Origin of the sequence: Paenibacillus sp. NPDC058174 (genome assembly GCF_042883865.1) — a bacterium.
In the GTDB taxonomy this organism is placed as follows: domain Bacteria; phylum Bacillota; class Bacilli; order Paenibacillales; family Paenibacillaceae; genus Pristimantibacillus.
Window position 1 is genome coordinate 19,581 of sequence record NZ_JBHVUY010000012.1, and the last position, 17,503, is coordinate 37,083.

Annotated in this window: 11 protein-coding genes; 8 read left to right on the forward strand and 3 right to left on the reverse strand. The window is 50.8% G+C overall.

Annotated elements, in window-relative coordinates:
• Positions 1-122 precede the first annotated feature (122 nt).
• From ACFVVF_RS27765 to ACFVVF_RS27790, 6 genes are all read left to right on the forward strand, one after another.
• Entirely contained in the window at positions 123-1,751 is a 1,629-nt protein-coding gene (locus ACFVVF_RS27765; RefSeq protein ID WP_387816354.1) for an extracellular solute-binding protein, read from the forward strand.
• A gap of 110 nt (positions 1,752-1,861) precedes the next feature.
• Positions 1,862-2,758, forward strand: coding sequence for an ABC transporter permease (locus tag ACFVVF_RS27770; protein WP_387816458.1), 897 nt, complete (start codon positions 1,862-1,864; stop codon positions 2,756-2,758).
• An 81-nt stretch (positions 2,759-2,839) separates the two neighbouring features.
• The gene (locus ACFVVF_RS27775; RefSeq protein WP_387816460.1) at positions 2,840-3,664 is read left to right on the forward strand and encodes a carbohydrate ABC transporter permease; all 825 of its coding nucleotides are present in this window, start codon (positions 2,840-2,842) and stop codon (positions 3,662-3,664) included.
• 358 nt (positions 3,665-4,022) lie between these two features.
• On the forward strand, positions 4,023-8,204 hold the full coding sequence (locus tag ACFVVF_RS27780) for an Ig-like domain-containing protein (protein WP_387816356.1): 4,182 nt from the start codon (positions 4,023-4,025) through the stop codon (positions 8,202-8,204).
• A 77-nt stretch (positions 8,205-8,281) separates the two neighbouring features.
• Positions 8,282-10,072: a glycoside hydrolase family 36 protein gene (locus tag ACFVVF_RS27785; protein ID WP_387816358.1), complete on the forward strand. Its 1,791-nt coding sequence runs from the start codon at positions 8,282-8,284 to the stop codon at positions 10,070-10,072.
• 137 nt (positions 10,073-10,209) lie between these two features.
• Positions 10,210-11,103, forward strand: a complete 894-nt coding sequence (locus tag ACFVVF_RS27790) for a polysaccharide deacetylase family protein (RefSeq protein WP_387816360.1) — start codon at positions 10,210-10,212, stop codon at positions 11,101-11,103.
• Between the two features lie 151 nt (positions 11,104-11,254).
• Here the strand turns inward: ACFVVF_RS27790 and ACFVVF_RS27795 are convergent, their stop codons facing one another.
• The 3 genes from ACFVVF_RS27795 to ACFVVF_RS27805 form a co-directional block, all read right to left on the reverse strand.
• Positions 11,255-12,016 carry a MerR family transcriptional regulator gene (locus ACFVVF_RS27795; RefSeq protein ID WP_387816361.1) on the reverse strand — a complete coding sequence of 254 codons (762 nt, stop codon included), beginning with the start codon at positions 12,014-12,016 and terminating at the stop codon, positions 11,255-11,257.
• A 464-nt stretch (positions 12,017-12,480) separates the two neighbouring features.
• On the reverse strand, positions 12,481-13,707 hold the full coding sequence (locus ACFVVF_RS27800) for an MFS transporter (protein WP_387816363.1): 1,227 nt from the start codon (positions 13,705-13,707) through the stop codon (positions 12,481-12,483).
• Positions 13,708-13,888: 181 nt separating this feature from the next.
• On the reverse strand, positions 13,889-14,521 hold the full coding sequence (locus ACFVVF_RS27805) for a TetR/AcrR family transcriptional regulator (protein WP_387816364.1): 633 nt from the start codon (positions 14,519-14,521) through the stop codon (positions 13,889-13,891).
• 283 nt (positions 14,522-14,804) lie between these two features.
• Here ACFVVF_RS27805 and ACFVVF_RS27810 point away from each other — a divergent pair, with 283 nt between their 5' ends.
• Together ACFVVF_RS27810 and ssuD are read left to right on the forward strand one after the other, a co-directional pair.
• A complete protein-coding gene (locus ACFVVF_RS27810) occupies positions 14,805-16,259 on the forward strand; it encodes a 4-hydroxyphenylacetate 3-hydroxylase family protein (protein ID WP_387816366.1) in 1,455 nt (484 codons plus the stop codon).
• Positions 16,260-16,310: 51 nt separating this feature from the next.
• On the forward strand, positions 16,311-17,495 hold the full coding sequence (gene ssuD / locus ACFVVF_RS27815; RefSeq protein WP_387816368.1) for an FMNH2-dependent alkanesulfonate monooxygenase: 1,185 nt from the start codon (positions 16,311-16,313) through the stop codon (positions 17,493-17,495).
• Positions 17,496-17,503 lie beyond the last annotated feature (8 nt).

Consider the following 17,503-nt stretch of genomic DNA (forward strand, 5'->3'; position numbering starts at 1 on the left):
CATGGATAAAAGGAATGCCGATCTAACAACCGGATTATAGGCAGCCGCTGGGCGCCGGCGATAGGATAGAGGTCAGGCAGCGAATACAGGCCTAACCAAACTCAAGGGGGTATAACATTAACATGCACAAACGTAAATCCATCATGCTGCTGTCGGTTATTTTGACCGTCGCGTTAGCCGGATGCTCAGGGGGCAACAATTCAGCGAAATCGCCTGCAACCGCTTCGCCGGGTACAGCGACAGCAGAGGCGCCGGCAGACGGCAAAATCGTTTCAAGTCCGCTCACACTCACTTATTTTGTAGAGATGTCGGGGAGCCCGGCACCGGGCGTGAAGACCTTGAACGACATGGCAGCCTATCAGGAAACAGAGAAGAAGACGGGCATCCATATCGATTTTAAACATCCCGCTGGCGGACAAGAGAAAAATCAGTTCAACCTGTTGATGAGCTCCGGCGATTATCCGGATGTCATCCAATGGGGCTGGAATGATTATCCTGGCGGCGGCGTTGGCGCTATGAATAACGGCGTCATTATTCCGCTTAACGACTACATCGATAAGTTCGCGCCAAACCTGTCCAAAATATTGGCAGACAACCCGGCGATCAAGAAAGAAATTTCGACCGATGACGGCCGTATATTCGCTTTCCCGTTTCTGAGAAGCGATCCATATTTGCGTACGTATTTCGGACTAGGCATTCGCCAGGATTGGCTGGATAAGCTGAATCTGCAGATGCCAACTACAATTGATGAATGGCATAACGTATTGACTGCATTTAAAGAAGGCGATCCGAACGGCAATGGGAAGGCGGATGAAATTCCGCTGCTGATCCGCAAAGATACGATGCTTAATTTCAGCAACGTATTTGTGAACGCCTGGGGCATTTCCGGCCGCTTCAATCTGAAGGACGGCAAGGTGCAGTACGGTCCGGTTCAGCCGGAGTACAAACAGTTTTTGCAAACGATGCGCAGCTGGTACGTGGAAGGGCTGATCGACCGCGACTATGCCGGTACGGATGATAAGCAAAAGGATGCGAAGTGGACGGGAGAACTTCTTGGTTCGTCCGAAATGGCCGTCGGCGGCGGTATCGGCAAGTATACGAATGCGATGAAGGAGAAAAATCCTTCCTTTAACCTCGCAGGCGCGCCTTATCCGACTCTGGCTAAGGGCGACAAGCCGGTGCTTGGACAGCTGGAGCCGATTTTCAACAGCGTAGGCGCAGCTATAACGAAAAACAACAAGCATGTTGAGGAAACGGTAAAATGGCTTGATTACAAATATGGTGAAGAAGGCTCGATGCTGTTCAACTTCGGAATCGAAGGAAAAAGCTATGAAATGAAAGACGGCTTCCCGACTTACACGGATGAAATTATGAAAAATCCGGACGGTTTGTCTTTCGCAACCGCGCTGGGCAGATATGCCGTACCGTTCGGGGGACCGCTTGTTCAGGATAAACGCTATCAGGAGCAAAATGCTTCGCTGCCGCAGCAGAAGGATGCGCTTAACACCTGGATGAATGTTGAGAACAGCAACTGGCTGCCGCCGCTTTCATTCACGAACGACGAATCCGCGCGGCTTGCGGCTATTATGACGGACATTACCACCTTCCGCGACGAGATGTTCGACAAATTCGTAATGGGCGCTGAGCCGATCGACAACTTCGACAGCTTCGTGAAGACGATTGAAGGCATGGGGCTGCAAGAGGCGCTGAATATTCAGCAGGCTGCTTACGACAGATACTTGAAACGTTAAGAAAGTAGGGAAGGGAAGCGGGTTCGCCGGAAGCAGCTTCGAGAGCTTGTAGCCGGGGAACCCGCTTGCTTCGTCACCTTTTCAACAGAAGGAGGGCTTGGAAGTTGAAACTGCTGCGGGAATGGTCACGCAATAAATACATTTATTTGATGCTGCTTCCGGTCGTGATCTATTACGTTGTGTTTCTTTATTTTCCAATGTACGGCTTGCAGATTGCGTTCAAAAATTTTTCGCCCGCTATCGGAATTTGGGGCAGCGAATGGGTTGGCTTCAAGCATTTTATCTCTTTTTACGAAAGCTATTATTTCTGGAGACTGATCCGCAATACGGTCATGATCAGCTTGTATGAGCTCGTATTCGGCTTTCCCGCTCCAATTATACTGGCACTACTGCTGAATGAAATCCGCAAACGCGTGTTTAAAAATATCGTGCAATCGATTACGTACTTGCCGCATTTTATTTCCATTGTTGTCGTTGCCGGCATGATGGTCGATTTCTTGTCCGGGGACGGACTAATTAACCAATTGACGGGACTGCTGGGCCTTCCGTCGGTCTCGTTTCTGATCGCGCCGGAATGGTTCCGTACGATCTATGTCTCTTCCGGCATCTGGCAAGGCATCGGCTGGGGCTCGATTATTTATTTGGCAGCTATCGCCGGCATTGATCCAAGTCTGTATGAAGCCGCCAAGACGGACGGGGCGGGGCGATTCAAGCAAATTCTTCATATTACCGTCCCCGGCATTATGCCGACGATTATCATTATGCTGATTTTGCGTTTCGGGACGCTGATGGCAGGGGGCAGCCTGGAAAAAATATTGCTCCTGTACAATTCAACAACTTACGAGACAGCCGACGTTATTTCTACTTTCGTATATCGTCGCGGCCTGCTTCAAATGGATTACGGATTCTCAGCGGCAATCGGCTTGTTCAACAACATTATGAATTTCATTCTGCTCGTATCGGCGAACACGATTAGCCGGAAAATCAACAACACGAGCCTATGGTAATTTCACACGAGGAGGTGAAGCCCGTTGAAGCCTCGCATCCCGCTCGGCGAACGGATTTTTGATACGACCAATTCTTTGTTTATGCTAGGCTTAATAGCCGTTACACTATACCCGTTTCTTTATGTGCTGTTTGCTTCATTCAGCGATCCGTCCGAATTAATCGAACATCGGGGGCTGCTGCTCGCGCCTACCGGCTTCAGCCTTGAATCATATAAATATGTGTTTGAGAATCCGATGATTTCTACCGGTTATATGAACACTTTAATTTATGTCGTTGCAGGAACGGCTCTGAATTTAACGTTAACCAGCTTTGCTGCTTACGCTTTGTCTCGCAAGGGCGTACGTTTTGTCGGACCGATTATGTTCGGGATCGTATTTACGATGTTTTTCTCGGGCGGAATGATTCCTACTTACTTGAATATGCGTAATCTGGACCTGCTGGACACGAGATGGGCGATGATATTGCCTTCGGCAATCAGCACGTGGAACCTGCTCGTCATGCGGACATCGTTTGCCGGCATTCCGGTTGCGCTTGAAGAATCAGCGCGAATCGACGGTGCGAATGATTTCCGGATCCTGTTCCAAATTTTCATTCCGGTGTCGCTGCCTATTATGGCGGTTATGACGCTTTTCTACGGCGTAGCGCATTGGAATGCCTACATGGATGCTTTAATTTATTTGCGGGACAGGGATCTATATCCGCTGCAGCTCGTTTTGCAGGAAATTCTCATTTCCAACAGTACCGACTCCATGATGACATCCGTTGCGGACGTCGATAAAGGGCTTATTCAGGAAACGATCAAATATGCGACGATTATCGCCGCTACCGTGCCGATTCTGCTGCTCTATCCGTTTCTGCAGCGGTATTTCGTCAAAGGTGTTATGCTGGGTTCTATCAAAGAATAGCCAAAACTTTAATCGCTTCCTGCCTGCTGTATGAGCCGGCGAGGAGGCGATTTTTCTTATATTATTCCAGAAGGAAGTTCCATATCTGCGCATCCGCTAAGGGGAAAGTCAGCGCAGCGAGTACGATTTCCGGCTGCGGGAGCGATAGTGATAGATTTCGAACTATCCGCCCTCGCTGATTTTTAGTATCGTTAGCGTTATCAGGGCTGGAGAGCGAAGCTGACCGTCATTCATCGTTCTGTGGCTCCGATAATAGCAAGGTACAGCTCCGGGGAGGTGACCTGCCTTTTTTTAAAACTCTAATTGAAAGCGCTTTCCATTGTTGCTATTTTTTATTAAACGAGGGAGGTTGAATGAATTGTTAAAGAAAAAGGCTAGGAAAATGAAAGGCGGGATTGCGGTCCTGATGGCATTTGTGCTGGCGCTTTCCAGCGTGCCGGTCACGCATGCAGACCCGGTAAATCAAACCGTGCGGATTAATTTATTGGCTGCGGACATGGATACGGGGTTTGATTCCGGAGTCAGTCCGTTCGTCAACGATCAGCCTGGGAATGGCGGAACTCAGCAAATTGTACAGATCAATGGCAATAACGCGCTGGAGCTTCGCGATGCTTCACTCGGCTCCAACGCCTCAAGCTCTTTCTATTACCAGCTTACATCAGGCACGCTGGTGTCGCGGATGAATGAAATATACAGCTTGCCGGCAGGAAGTCCTGCGGTCGATTTTGTATTGTCATACAAGCTGATGCGCAGCGCAGCAAGCAACAAGCCGGTCAACAAAGATATTTATGCGCAAATTCAGCTGGCGCCTTACGACAATGTCTTAATTCCCAGGTTCCCGGCTGAAATGCCAAGCATTACAGGAACGGCCGCTTATTTGAATACGACTCCGAATACGCCGGTGACCGTAGACGACAATGATTTGGCGAGCTACCGGTTTAAGGTCGTGCCTAACGGCGGACAGAAAAAGATTACAAGCTTCAAGCTTACTTTTAGCGTTCGCGTCGATACAGGCGGCACGGATGAAGCCTATGTGATCGATGATCTGGCCGTATTTGAAGAAGTGCCGAATGCAGTGGAGGATAACGAAGCGCCTACAGCGCCAACTAATCTCACGGCGGCAAGCACAACCGATACGAGAGTGAACCTCTCCTGGACAGCATCGACAGACAATATCGGTGTAACCCGGTACGATGTGTACCAGAACGGAGCGCTTGCGGCAATTGTGCCGGGATCGGCGACGGCCTATTCCATTACGGGGCTGACTCCGAATACAGCCTATCAGTTTGCGGTATCGGCCCGTGATGGAGCGGGCAACCAGTCGACCCTCAGCAATGTGCTTAGTGTAACGACGAATCCTTCACCCGGCGGACTGCCGCAGCCGTTCGGCAATCAGGATATTGGCAGCGTCGGGATTGCTGGCAGTGCTGCTTATGATGCCAATACGAGTACCTTTACTTTACAAGGCTCTGGTGCCGATATCTGGGGCACGGCGGATGCTTTCCAATATGCATACCGCCCATGGACAGGTGACGGGCAAATCGTCGCCCGGGTGACTGGCGTTGCGAACGGCGTCGCATGGACGAAGCTGGGAGTTATGATCCGCGAGTCGATATCGGATCAGTCCCGTCACGTTATGATGGCCTATACGCCGAATAATGGAGCCGTCTATATGAACCGGCCTCAGACCGGCAATGCCACGGTGCTGACAACAGCAACGAACAGTGCGGCAGCGCCGTTCTGGGTCAAGCTGCAGCGCAAAGGCAATGCCATTAGTGCCTACTATTCCAATGACGGGACAAGCTGGACGCTTGTGAAACGAGAGGCGGTCAGCCTGCCGCAGACGGTTTACTTCGGCCTTGCGCTTACGAGCCATGCCAACAATAAGCTGACGACTGCAACGTTCGATAACGTGAGCATAGGCGAGATTCCGGCTGAGGAAAGCACGGATGCGCCGTTCCCGGGTACGATCGAGACGCGCAAACAATGGCTATGGGACAAAGCGAAGTCGATGTCCGAAATAAACGGCCAATTGAATATTGTGCAAATCGTCGCTCAAATTCTCGACAACCAGAATGTAACTGCCAACATGCAGAAGCTGGATACGATGTTCCAGACTTATGACTGGGAGCAGTACAAGACGGTCAGCAAAATGTACGCCTATCTGCTGCTGGGAGACCGTTTCGACAGCACGATGATCAGCCATGTCCGCAATTATTTCGCAAGCTATGCTTACGCCAAGCTGCCGCAAACGGAAAATCTCCGGATGAGCAATTATGCGGCTGGTTACTTGGTTGGCCAATACTTCCCGGATCTTGCAGACTTGAACGGGGTATCGGGAGCAGCGCTGAAGAGTACAAACCGGGCGAATATCGAGGAAATGATCGAGGCCGCCGTTCATAAAGGCTGGGCGGAGTATGAAAGTCCGGAATATACGTACATGACTTATCTGTGCTTAAACGCGCTTTATCAATATTCAGATGAGCCCGATTTCAAACAAAAGATCAAGATGACGATGGACGTTATGTGGTTTGAATGGGCCAATGACTGGATTGACGGCACCTTCATTTCCAGCACGAGCCGGGCGAAAGGTGATTCCGTCTCCGCAAGTGATCCTTCATGGAGAGGAACGGATCATACCGCTCTGGCATGGATGTATTTCGGTGCCCATAAAGCGCAGGAGGCTATCGGCGAATCCGATGCAATGGTTCCATCGGCCTATCGCCCTTATCTGGAATACTTAGGTTTGATGCTTGCTCCGGGAATGAGTTATTCGCCGCCGGACATGGCCGTCCGCATTGGGCAGACGCTGAATAAAGACTATTCATCGCGCAAAGCCAATCTGCAAAACTCAAGCGGCCGCAATTTGAAAACCTATCGTCAAGCGTTTGTGGACAAGACATGGGGACTCGCTTCGGAGGTCACCTATAATCGCGTTGATAATTGGATTGAGAACATTCAGCTTGCGCTCCGCTGGCAGTCAGATGCTCCTAATCCGTTGTTTAGAGTCAATGCGGATCAAGGCGACAGCCCGATTGGCAACTACGATCAGCCGGAGAACCACCGCGTCATGCAGGACGGGAAAACAGCGGTTGGCGTCTATAAATCTTTGGGATCACCAGGCGCGAGCGACAGCTATCTGAATGCGATGTTCCCGGATACGGGCTCCATCCTGAACCGCAGCGAGCAGGCCGGCTGGGTGTTCAGCGAAACGGAGCAGATGTACTTCGCTTTCAAGATGATTAAGCCGTACAGCTGGTACTACCAGACGCCTTTCGACCCTGCAAACAAAGTGAAGACGACGACGCAGGTGCATCCGACGAAGCAGCTGTCCTACAGCTACAATATTCTCCGCAGTAAAGCCGACAAAAACGGCTGGGTGCTGGAGACGGCCGATGCTTCGCAATATGCGGATTTCAACAGCTTCAAAAATGCGATTTTAACACAAACCACACTCGACAGCTCGCATATCGACGATAGCAGTCCTCGCCTTATTTTTACGAATTTGGCGGGAGACAACTTGGACATTACGTTCGACTTGGCGAGCGGAGCGTATGCGGGAACGCATAAAGTGAACGGAGTGCCAATCGATTATTCCAGCTTTAAGCTATTCGATACGTCATGGCTGCAGCAAGAGCAAAATGCAGATGTGTTTGTTGCTACGCAGGGCGGCGAGCAGCTGACGTACAATTTCTCGAATTGGACGATTACAGCAAGTGATCCGAATGCGCAGGTGGGCGTTACCGGTGTTTCGCTAAACCAATCAGCTTTGTCGCTGGGCAAGGGAAAGACTACGGCGTTAACCGCAACCGTTCAGCCCGCGAATGCTACGAATAAAGCCGTCGTTTGGAGCTCAAGCGCACCGTCCGTAGCGACGGTCAACTCGAATGGTGTTGTCACCGCAGTGGCTGCCGGAACAGCGGTCATTACGGCGACAACGGCGGACGGCGCTTATACAGCATCGAGCACAGTGACTGTCATCAATGAGCCTTTATTTCAGGACAATTTCTCTGGCGGCTTAGGCCAATGGGACTTTTTCGGCAGCACCGCATGGCAGCTGCAAGGCAGCGGAGCAACGGCGGCAATGAAAGGCTCGACAACGCTGGGCTCTCCGCAGCGGGCGATTGTTAAAGCTTCGGCACTTCCCTACAACTCGCAGAACTATAGCGTAGCATTCTCGGGTCAGGCTGCGGACCGGTTTCGCATCATGTTCCGGTATACGTCAGGAACAAGCTACTACTTCCTGGAATTGAAAAATACGAAGGAAGTCGAGCTGTGGAAATATGCCAACTCAGCAACGCCTGTGCAGGTCGGGTCGATGATTGATATTAGCTCCAGTCTTGCTAATTATGATTTGGCCGGCAGCTATGCGTATCGGCTTGATGTCGCTGGTAATCAATACAAGCTGTATATTAACGATACGTTGGTTGCATCTTTTACCGATTCGGATCTGACTGCAGGGGGAGCAGGCTTCTCGGTCAAAAGTGTAGGGCCAGCCGCCAGCCTGACTGTCGATGATTTTATCGTAAATCCGATTTAATAGATTAAAGAAAGCTGCCGTTCGTCCTTTGCGGCGAATGGCAGCTTTAATTTTTGTCACGTATAAGGAGAAAAGATATGATACTGTCCAAACCAAGCTTAATGTCGGAACACAGCTATACGTTAACTGGTATTGACGATGAACGGTTACAGGCGAGCTTATCCGTGGAGTTGCTGGAGGAAGGAGTGGAGCTCGTCCATTTGCGTCTGCAAGCATCATCGCCGCTGACTCCGCCAGTCATCCGGCTGGAATGGAAGCTGCCTATTGTCGATGTCCAAGGGGTATGGCAGCCGAACGGTTATCGCAATCGCGGACTGGCCCCGGATTGGACCGGCGGCTACAGAAGCCAATTGACGAATTCCGCTCCGGTTGTTTGCCTGTTTAGCGGGAGTGGCAGCAATAAGCTTACATTTGCTTTTTCCGACACACTGAATGCGGTAACCTGCAAAGCTGGCGTGCATGAAGAAACGGCCGATTTCTATTGCTCGGTTACACTTTTTGAAGCTCTTTCAGCGCCGCTAGATAGGTATGAGGCCACGCTCCGGGTGGATACCCGGGCGGGAGCTTACTATTCCAGTCTGGAAGGGGTAAGTGAATGGTGGAGCAGCATGCCGGGCATGACGCCGATGCCGGTGCCGGAACCGGCCAGACAGCCGATGTATTCGACTTGGTACAGCTTTCACCAAGAGCTGGAGCCGGGGGAGATCGAGGAGCAGTGCCGGCTTGCGAAAGCGATGGGCTGCGAGGCGGTCATAGTCGATGACGGCTGGCAAACCGCGAATAACGCCCGGGGCTATGCCTATTGCGGAGATTGGGAAGTATGCACGGATAAAATGCCGGATATGAAGGCTCATGTTGAACGCGTGCATCAGCTCGGCATGAAATATATGCTGTGGTATTCCGTTCCCTATGTCGGCAAGCACAGCAAGGCGTGGACACGATTCCGCGACAGGATGCTGTACACGGTGGAGGAAAGGGGCTGGGGCGTTGTTGATCCTCGCTATCCCGAGGTGAGAAGCTACTTAATCGGGATCTATGAGCGTGCGATGCTCGAATGGGGATTGGACGGCTTTAAGCTTGATTTTATCGACAGCTTCAACGCCCCGGCGGACAATAAGCAGGCATACGGTCCAGGCATGGATTATGTATCGGTGCCGGAAGCGGTAGACCGGCTTATGTCGGATATTGCAGGCCGGCTTAGAGATCTGAATCCCGATGTGCTGCTCGAATTTCGCCAAAGCTATGTCGGTCCCTATATGCGCAAGTACGGCAACATGTTCCGCGCTGCGGATTGTCCGAATGATGCGGTGGAAAATCGGGTGCGCACCATCGATATCCGGCTGCTCGCCGGCTCGACAGCGGCCCATGCGGACATGCTGATGTGGCATCCTGCAGAGCCTCCGGAAAGTGCCGCGCTGCAGCTCATCAACGTATTGTTTGCGGTGCCGCAGCTTTCCGTCCGGCTTGAACGGCTGCCGGAGAAGCATGCGGAGATGGTGCGCTACTGGCTCCGATTTTGGAAGGAAAACCGGTCGCTGCTGTTAGACGGCAGTCTGGAACCGCATCATCCAGAATTGTTGTATCCGCTCGTCACAGCTAGCAATGAGGATAAGCTTATTGCTGTTGCGTATAGCCGAACGGTAATGGAGCTGCAGCAGCGAAAGCTGCCGGACACTGTTATGTTCGTCAACGGAACGAGAAACGAGGGGATCTACGCTGATTTTGGCGGAAGCTCGGGTCGCTGGAGGATGGAAGTTAGAGATTGTATGGGATATGTCGTGGAGGAGGTGGAGCTGCTATTGGTGGCAGGGCTTTGGCTCTGGAACGTTCCGCCTGCGGGAACTCTGATTTTAAACCGAATGAAATGATACTATTTACATTTTGAAATTCTATTGTATAATGACGGTAATTTAATGCTTCGCACAATAAGGGCGCAAACACTTTAAAGTGTTTGCGCCCTTATTGTTATTGTCTTTTATAACAATCACTGACGGGAGGAATAGCAATGATTCAAAAATTAGGTTTTACGGCTGATGATCGTTTGTTAATCATCAATGCAGACGATTTTGGAATGACTACGGGAACTAATGAAGCCATTGTTAACTTGTTTGAAGCAAACTCTATAACATCCGCATCGATTATGGTTCCTTGCACAGATTCAACTGAAGCAATGGAGATAAGCAATCAAAAGGGTATAAAAAATATCGGCATTCATCTTACTCTATCAAGTAGTGAGTTAGATCCTTACACACCCGTTTTTCAACTAAGGACTTTGAATAGTTTAATTACAGCAGAAGGATACTTTCACACTGATGTTACTTTTATAGAAAGAAACGCCGATGAGGATGAGGTTCGAGCAGAAATGGAATCTCAGATTCAATGTGCAATATCAAAAGGAATTGATCCAACCCATCTTGATAGTCATGGGGGGAGCATTATGGGATTATTCACAGGCAGGGATTTTTTAGAAATCACATTTGACTTGTGTGAAAAGTACCGACTCCCATTTAATTTACCTAGCAGGATACTAGAACAATCATTTTTTAATGCGGATCAGCTGAGGTTATTCAAAAAAAGGATTAATTCGGCAAAAGATAGAAAAATCTTATCAATTGACGATATCGTTACTCTTCCATATTGTTATAATCCCGTTGTAGAGTACAGCCAAATGAAGAAGCAGTTAACTGAGAAATTAAAGAGTATAAAACCTGGCATAACCCAATTAGTTTTACATCCGTCTAAAATAACTGACCAATTAATAGCGAAAACGAACTGTTATAAAGAAAGAGAAATGGAGTACCATCTACTAAATGATATAGATATTAAGGGATTGATTAACAAAGAGCGGATTAAGCTTATATCGTGGAAAGATATTCGGGACTTACAACGAAGCATCTAGGCAATGTAAAAGGTGACCGCTTTTACTTTAGATCAAACAAATTGACGTGCCCTTTGGCACGTCAATTTGTTTGTCATTTATTCATTCTGTACGTCAAAACGGAATCCGTTACATTGATAGGCGAGAGCATTTTTTCGATTGCAGACCGCAATTAAGCGCGTCCTGTATAGATCAGCACCGCATCCCGCAGGAAGGCCGCCGTCCCAGGCTGCTCGCTGTCATAGTAAGCCGTGAATCTTTCATCGTCGACATACATTTGGGCTACGCCTGCATGAGCTTCCTTATTGTAGCTGTCCCAGTAGAAGGTGAGCCACTGGCGGTGAAGATCGGCCGCTTCCTGGGCGAGAACGCCAGCGGCGTCGCCTGTTGCGAAAGCTTCGGCGAGCTTGCGGTGAAGCTGCTCGTTTAGCTTTTCGACAGCGGCATGCTCCTCCTCCGTCCTATTTTTGAGCTTCTTGTTTGAACGGTCGATTGTCTCGTCTCCGTATTTGGCACGGATCTCATTGCCGTATTTACGCTCGTTATCGTCGATTAAGCTTTGCTTGAAGCCTTCGAATTTTTGCTTGTCACTCATTGCGCTTTTCCCCTTTCGCTGCTCTAACGTCCTGTCGACGTTGGCAATCAGCCTGTTCAGCTGCTCGCGCTTCTCCAGAAGCTTTACACGATGCTCCTCAAGGGCGCGATCGGCGTCAAAAGCTGGCGAGGCTACGCTGTCTTTGATCTCATCCAAGCTGACACCCAGCTCCCGATAGAACAAAATATGCTGCAGCCGATCCACCTCTTGCTGCCCGTAAATGCGATAACCCGATGAATTGATTCTCGCCGGCTTGAGAAGGCCAATTTCATCGTAATATCGAAGCGTCCGGGTGCTGACGCCCGCCAGGAGCGCTAGCTTCTGTATCGTATATTCCATTCTGCATCCCTCCTGACCTAAAGCTATCCTACACCTTTACGCCGCGTGAATGTCAACAGGAAATCAAAATGTAAACGTACAGGTTGTTGGCCGGTTTTTGTGTGAATAGTCGCCTCAAAATGCAAATGTGCAGGCTGATTGGCGGAAAAAGCGGCTTTCGGATGAAATCAGGCGATTCCAAATGTATTTTTGCATTTTGAACGTGATTTTAGCCGATTTAAGACGGATTAAAATGTACTTTTGCATTTTGGTCTTTGTTAGTTTGATGACTGTTTCATTGCCGCGCAAATAATGCGATCCATCAACGGGCGTTACATGACGGTGGTCGATCTAATCAGCCAGACTTGAGCGACAGCTCGAAATATTGAATAGAAGAAACGAAAAAATCGAGTTGCACTGGTAAAAATTAAAACCCCCGCGCCTGAAATAAACGAGGGGGTTCTGCGTGCTGATTATTCTATATATTATCGATTTGCGGTGCGCTGCAGCGCCGCCTTCACTTTGCGGTCGAGCATGAAGCTCAGCAGGACGCCGATCAAGCCGAGCATAGCGAGTCCTGCGGCCAGCCAAGTGAGCGAGTGCAGTCCCGCCAAGGTGATGGCGGCACCGCCTGTATAAGCGCCCAGGGCATTGCCAATATTCAGTGCGGAATGGTTGGCTGTAGCCGTAAGCATTGGCGCGTCTCCGGCCAGCGTCATCGTCCGCAGCTGGATGCCCGGCATAATCGCGAATGCGGCAACGCCCCATAGGAAGATCGTAATAACAGCAAGAACTGGATTGGACAGCATAACAGTCAATACTGCCAAAGTGATGGCAAGCACGGCGTAGTTGACCGCCAAGTAAGGGAGCTGCTTCCAGTCGGCTAATTTGCCGCCAATGATGTTGCCGATTGTAACGCCGATGCCGAATATTACGAGAATCCAGGTGACGCTGTTCTCCTGAAAGCCGCTAATCGACTGCAGGACAGGCGAAATGTAAGTGAACAGGGCGAACAGGCTTGCGCAGCCGAACAACCCGAAGAGCAGAGTCAGCAGCACTTGCGGTTTCAATACGCTGCTGATTTCCTGCGCGAGGCTCGAAGCTTTTTCTCCGCGAATGACGGGTATAAACCGCATAATGCCTAGAAGCGAGAAAATGCCGAGTATCGTAATGACGCCGAATGAAGCCCGCCATCCGAAATGCTGACCGATAAACGTCCCAATCGGTACGCCGATAATGTTGGCGATTGTCAGGCCAGCCAGCACGATGGATACGGCGCTGCCCCGCCGTTCGGGACTAACGAGATAAGTGGCGATCAGCGATCCGACGCCAAGGAACGTTCCGTGGGCTAGCGCAGTCAGTACGCGGGCGCCAACGAGCAGTGGATACGTCGGTGCAATCATGGAAAGCGCGTTGCCGAGAATAAAGATGAGCATCAGCAAGATTAGTAATCTTTTTTTAGGCAAAGAGTGGGTGAACATCGTGAGCACAGGTGCTCCGATCGCAACGCCCAGCGCATATCCGGTAATAATCTGCCCGGCCTGCGATATCGTCACATTCAAATCTGCAGCGACGTTCGGGAGCAGTCCCATCACGAGAAACTCCGTCATGCCGATGGCGAAAGCTCCAATCGTCAAGCAGATGAGCGATAGCGGAAACGCTCCTTTTTTCTTTAATGGCGCAGCTTGTGCATGCTGCAAGGTATTGTTCATTTTACGGCTGACTCCTATCCCTGGAAAGTATGGCTTAGCCTCTCTTCTCTTTATTTGTCGTTCTGCAAGAAAGGTAAGCTAAGCATAATCGTTCTGCAGGAGCAGCACAATCATACATCTTGGCTTTGTTTTCACTTGTTTGGGAAAATGTTATATATGTTGCTGAGAGTTGAAAAATAGGCTAGGAAACGACGAAGCCCATTGCCCGGTAATCGCCCAAAATAGATAAGCGCGTCAGCTGCAGCGCCATATGCCGTGAGGAATATATCATCCGCTGCTCCATCCATTTTTTCGCGGAGTGGAAGGTGGAGAAGCTGATATGGTCGAGCAGCAGGTCAAGGGGGACAGCTTGCTTCTGGCTCATGCCAAGCGAGCTGATCCGGGCGTAAAACGCGTCGCGAATGACTGCAAACATCGCATACGGATAATCATTGGCTGCTGAAGCGGGGCCAAGCCGTGTGAACAGTACGATATAGAAAGGCTCATTCTCTTCCAAATGGTCGAACAATGCGGAGAAGAACGGGTCTGGCTCATTAAAATCCGGCAAATAGGCTGCGGCATCGGCATTTCCTGCAATCAACAGCCTCGAAAGCTCACCCAGCTTAGCTTTGGTCATTTGCTCCAGCAGGTCGAATTTGTCGCTGTAGTAGGCATAGAAAGTAGAGCGGTTCACATTCGCCCGCTCGGTAATATCTTTAATCGCGATGTCCTCAATCCGCTTCTCCTGCAGCAGCTCCAACAGTGCTCCGCTAATGAATTGCTTCGTCCGGCTAACGCGGCGATCCTCATTCAGCTGGTTTTGTTCGGCTGACATCCAATAACCCCTCCTATACAACAAATGAACTCCTAATGTTGGAAAACCAACACTTCATTCTCTTCGATAAATATCATGGTCAGTGAGTGACCGCCAAACAGTTTGTCGCCCGGTGTAGGAATAAGTGCGCGGGATCCATACATAATGGCATCAAGTGTCGGATTTACAACGTTTTGGGCCCAATTAATGGTTGAAGCCGAATAATTAATAGCTATCATAATAAATAAAACCAATTAAATCAATTGGGATAGTGTAAAAAATTATTTGAAAAGGGGAGAACGGCTTGAGGGGAGATACTTTCGTTCGCAGCTTGGACGACGGCCGGAAAATTTGGCTGGAGGGCACGCAAATTACAAATTTGCCGGAGCATCCCGCCTTCAAAGGGACGCTGGATTCCATCCGGCAGCTGTTCAATATGCTGGACGATTCGTCGGTCCAACAGATCGTAGGCTATCAAGCCGGACAATCGGATCGTTACTCGCATAGCTCATTCCTTGTTCCGTACACGGCGGAGCAATTGGCCCAGCGAAGCCGGTCATTTGCCCGCTGGTCTCAGGAGACGCACGGCATGATGAGCAGGTTGTCCGACTATGCGCGCTCTATCGTAACCGGGTGGTATGCAGCAAGAGAGGAGCTAGGGACGCTTGACCCGCATTTTGCAAATAAAATTATGCGCTATTACGAGGAAGCGAGAGATCAGGACCGTTTCTTGACGACGGCTATTATCGATCCGCAAATCGACCGGTCGAAAAATTTGGACGATGCGCGCATTGCTGACCGCTTTCTTCATGTCGTACGAGAGAACAGCGAAGGTATCGTGGTTAGCGGTGCGAAGATGATCGCTACCGGAGCGCCTTATACGCATGATTTTATTATTTCGTCGTTTTTGAAGTTCGACGCCTCTAACCGCAATCATGCTCATGTGCTCATCGTGCCAGCTAATTCGCCGGGACTGCATATCGTGTGCCGGGAGACGTTCGCGAGCACGAATGAACGGAATCATCCGCTCAGCTCCAAATACGATGAGATGGATGCGGTACTTTTCTTCGATGAAGTGCTGGTTCCGTGGGAACGGGTGCTGCTGCATGGAGATGCACAGAAGGTGTTGACGCTGCGCGGCAATCGAACGGCTAATGCCCTTGCCTTCCATCAGAATATCGTTCGGTATGTAGCAAAGCTGGAGTTCGTAACGGGCGTAGCGTTTGCAGTAGCGGAATCAATCGGGGCCCAAGGCTTTCTTCATGTGCAGGAGAAGCTTGGCGAGCTGTTGACTCAGGTCGAAGTGATTAAAGCGCTGGTGATTGCCTCCGAAGCGCAAGCAAAGCCCGATGCATCCGGCGTGCTCGTTCCCGAGCTGTCGTATATCGATACGGCGCGCAATATCGGGACGAAATTTTATCCGCGTGCACTGGAAATATTGCAGCAAGTGGGGGGCGGCGGTTTCGTTCAAGCGCCGTCCGGCGTGGAAGACTTTTATGGGCCGCTTTCCGAGCTGATGCACAAATATTTCGAGGGCGCCTCTGTCAGCGCGGAGAAAAAAGTGCAGCTGTTCAAGCTCGCCTGGGATTTGATCGGCAGCCCGCTTGGCGCCAGACATGAGCTTTACGAGCGCTTCTATGCCGGTGATCCGGTTAGAGGCTACGCCAATCAATATACCGCCTTCGAGAAGGAGCGGTTGACTGATCCGATCTGGGATCTGCTCAAGCGAACGAGCAAGGAAGGGAAGACGCTGGTCTAGCGTGTGAACGGCGCAGGTTAGACAAACTGAAATCGGAAAGGAAGAACGAGCTTGGAACTGTTTTGGTTTATACCGACCCACGGAGACGGCCGGTACCTCGGTACCGCTGCAGGTGCAAGGGCTGTAACTTACAACTACTGCAAGCAAATTGCACAGGCGGCAGATGAACTGGGCTACAGCGGCGTGCTGCTGCCGACGGGGAAATCATGCGAGGACGCTTGGATTGTCGCTTCCACGCTGGTGCCCGTTACAGAGAAATTGAAATTTCTCGTTGCCGTTCGCCCCGGTCTGACGCTGCCGACCGTTGCTGCGCGAATGTCTGCCACGCTGGATCGCTTCTCGGGCGGCAGATTGCTCATTAACGTAGTGGCGGGAGGCGATCCGGTCGAGCTGGCAGGCGACGGACTGTTTCTTGATCATGATGCCAGATATGAGCTGACCGATGAATTTCTTCATGTATGGCGCAAGGAGCTTGCGGGCGAGACTGTTGACTTCGAGGGCGAGCATCTGCGGATTGAAGGCGGAAAAGTACTTTATCCGACCGTGCAAAAGCCTTATCCGCCGCTGTACTTCGGGGGCTCGTCGGAGGCGGCGATGGAGGTTGCGGCCGATCATGTCGATGTGTATCTGACATGGGGAGAACCGCCGGAACAGGTTCGCGGCAAGGTCGAGAAGATGAAGGCGCTGGCCGCGACGAAAGGGAGGAAGCTGAAGTTCGGCATTCGGCTGCATGTTATCGTCCGTCCGACGGAGGAAGAGGCTTGGCAAGCGGCAGAGGATTTAATTGCTCATTTGGACGAGGAGACGATCGCTTCGGCGCAGCAGATTTTTGCCCGTATGGATTCTGAAGGACAGAAGCGGATGAGCCAGCTGCATAAAGGGGACCGCTCCAAGCTGGAGATCAGCCCGAATCTATGGGCCGGCATCGGGCTTGTACGCGGCGGAGCGGGAACGGCGCTTGTCGGCAGTCCGGAAAATGTTGCCGCGAGGATCAAGGAGTATGCCGAAATCGGCATGGAGACGTTTATTTTATCCGGGTATCCGCATCTGGAGGAAGCATATCGGACAGCCGAGCTGCTATTCCCGCTGCTGCCGCTGAACAAGCGTGACGGGCAGGACGATAGAGCGTTTATTAGTCCGTTTGGCGAGCTGATCGCGAACAATAAAATTCCTTCCTCGAAGGGGAGCGAAGCGCCGGAGGCCGGGATCGCAACAGCTGCTCCGGCAGGATCTTAAAGAAGGAG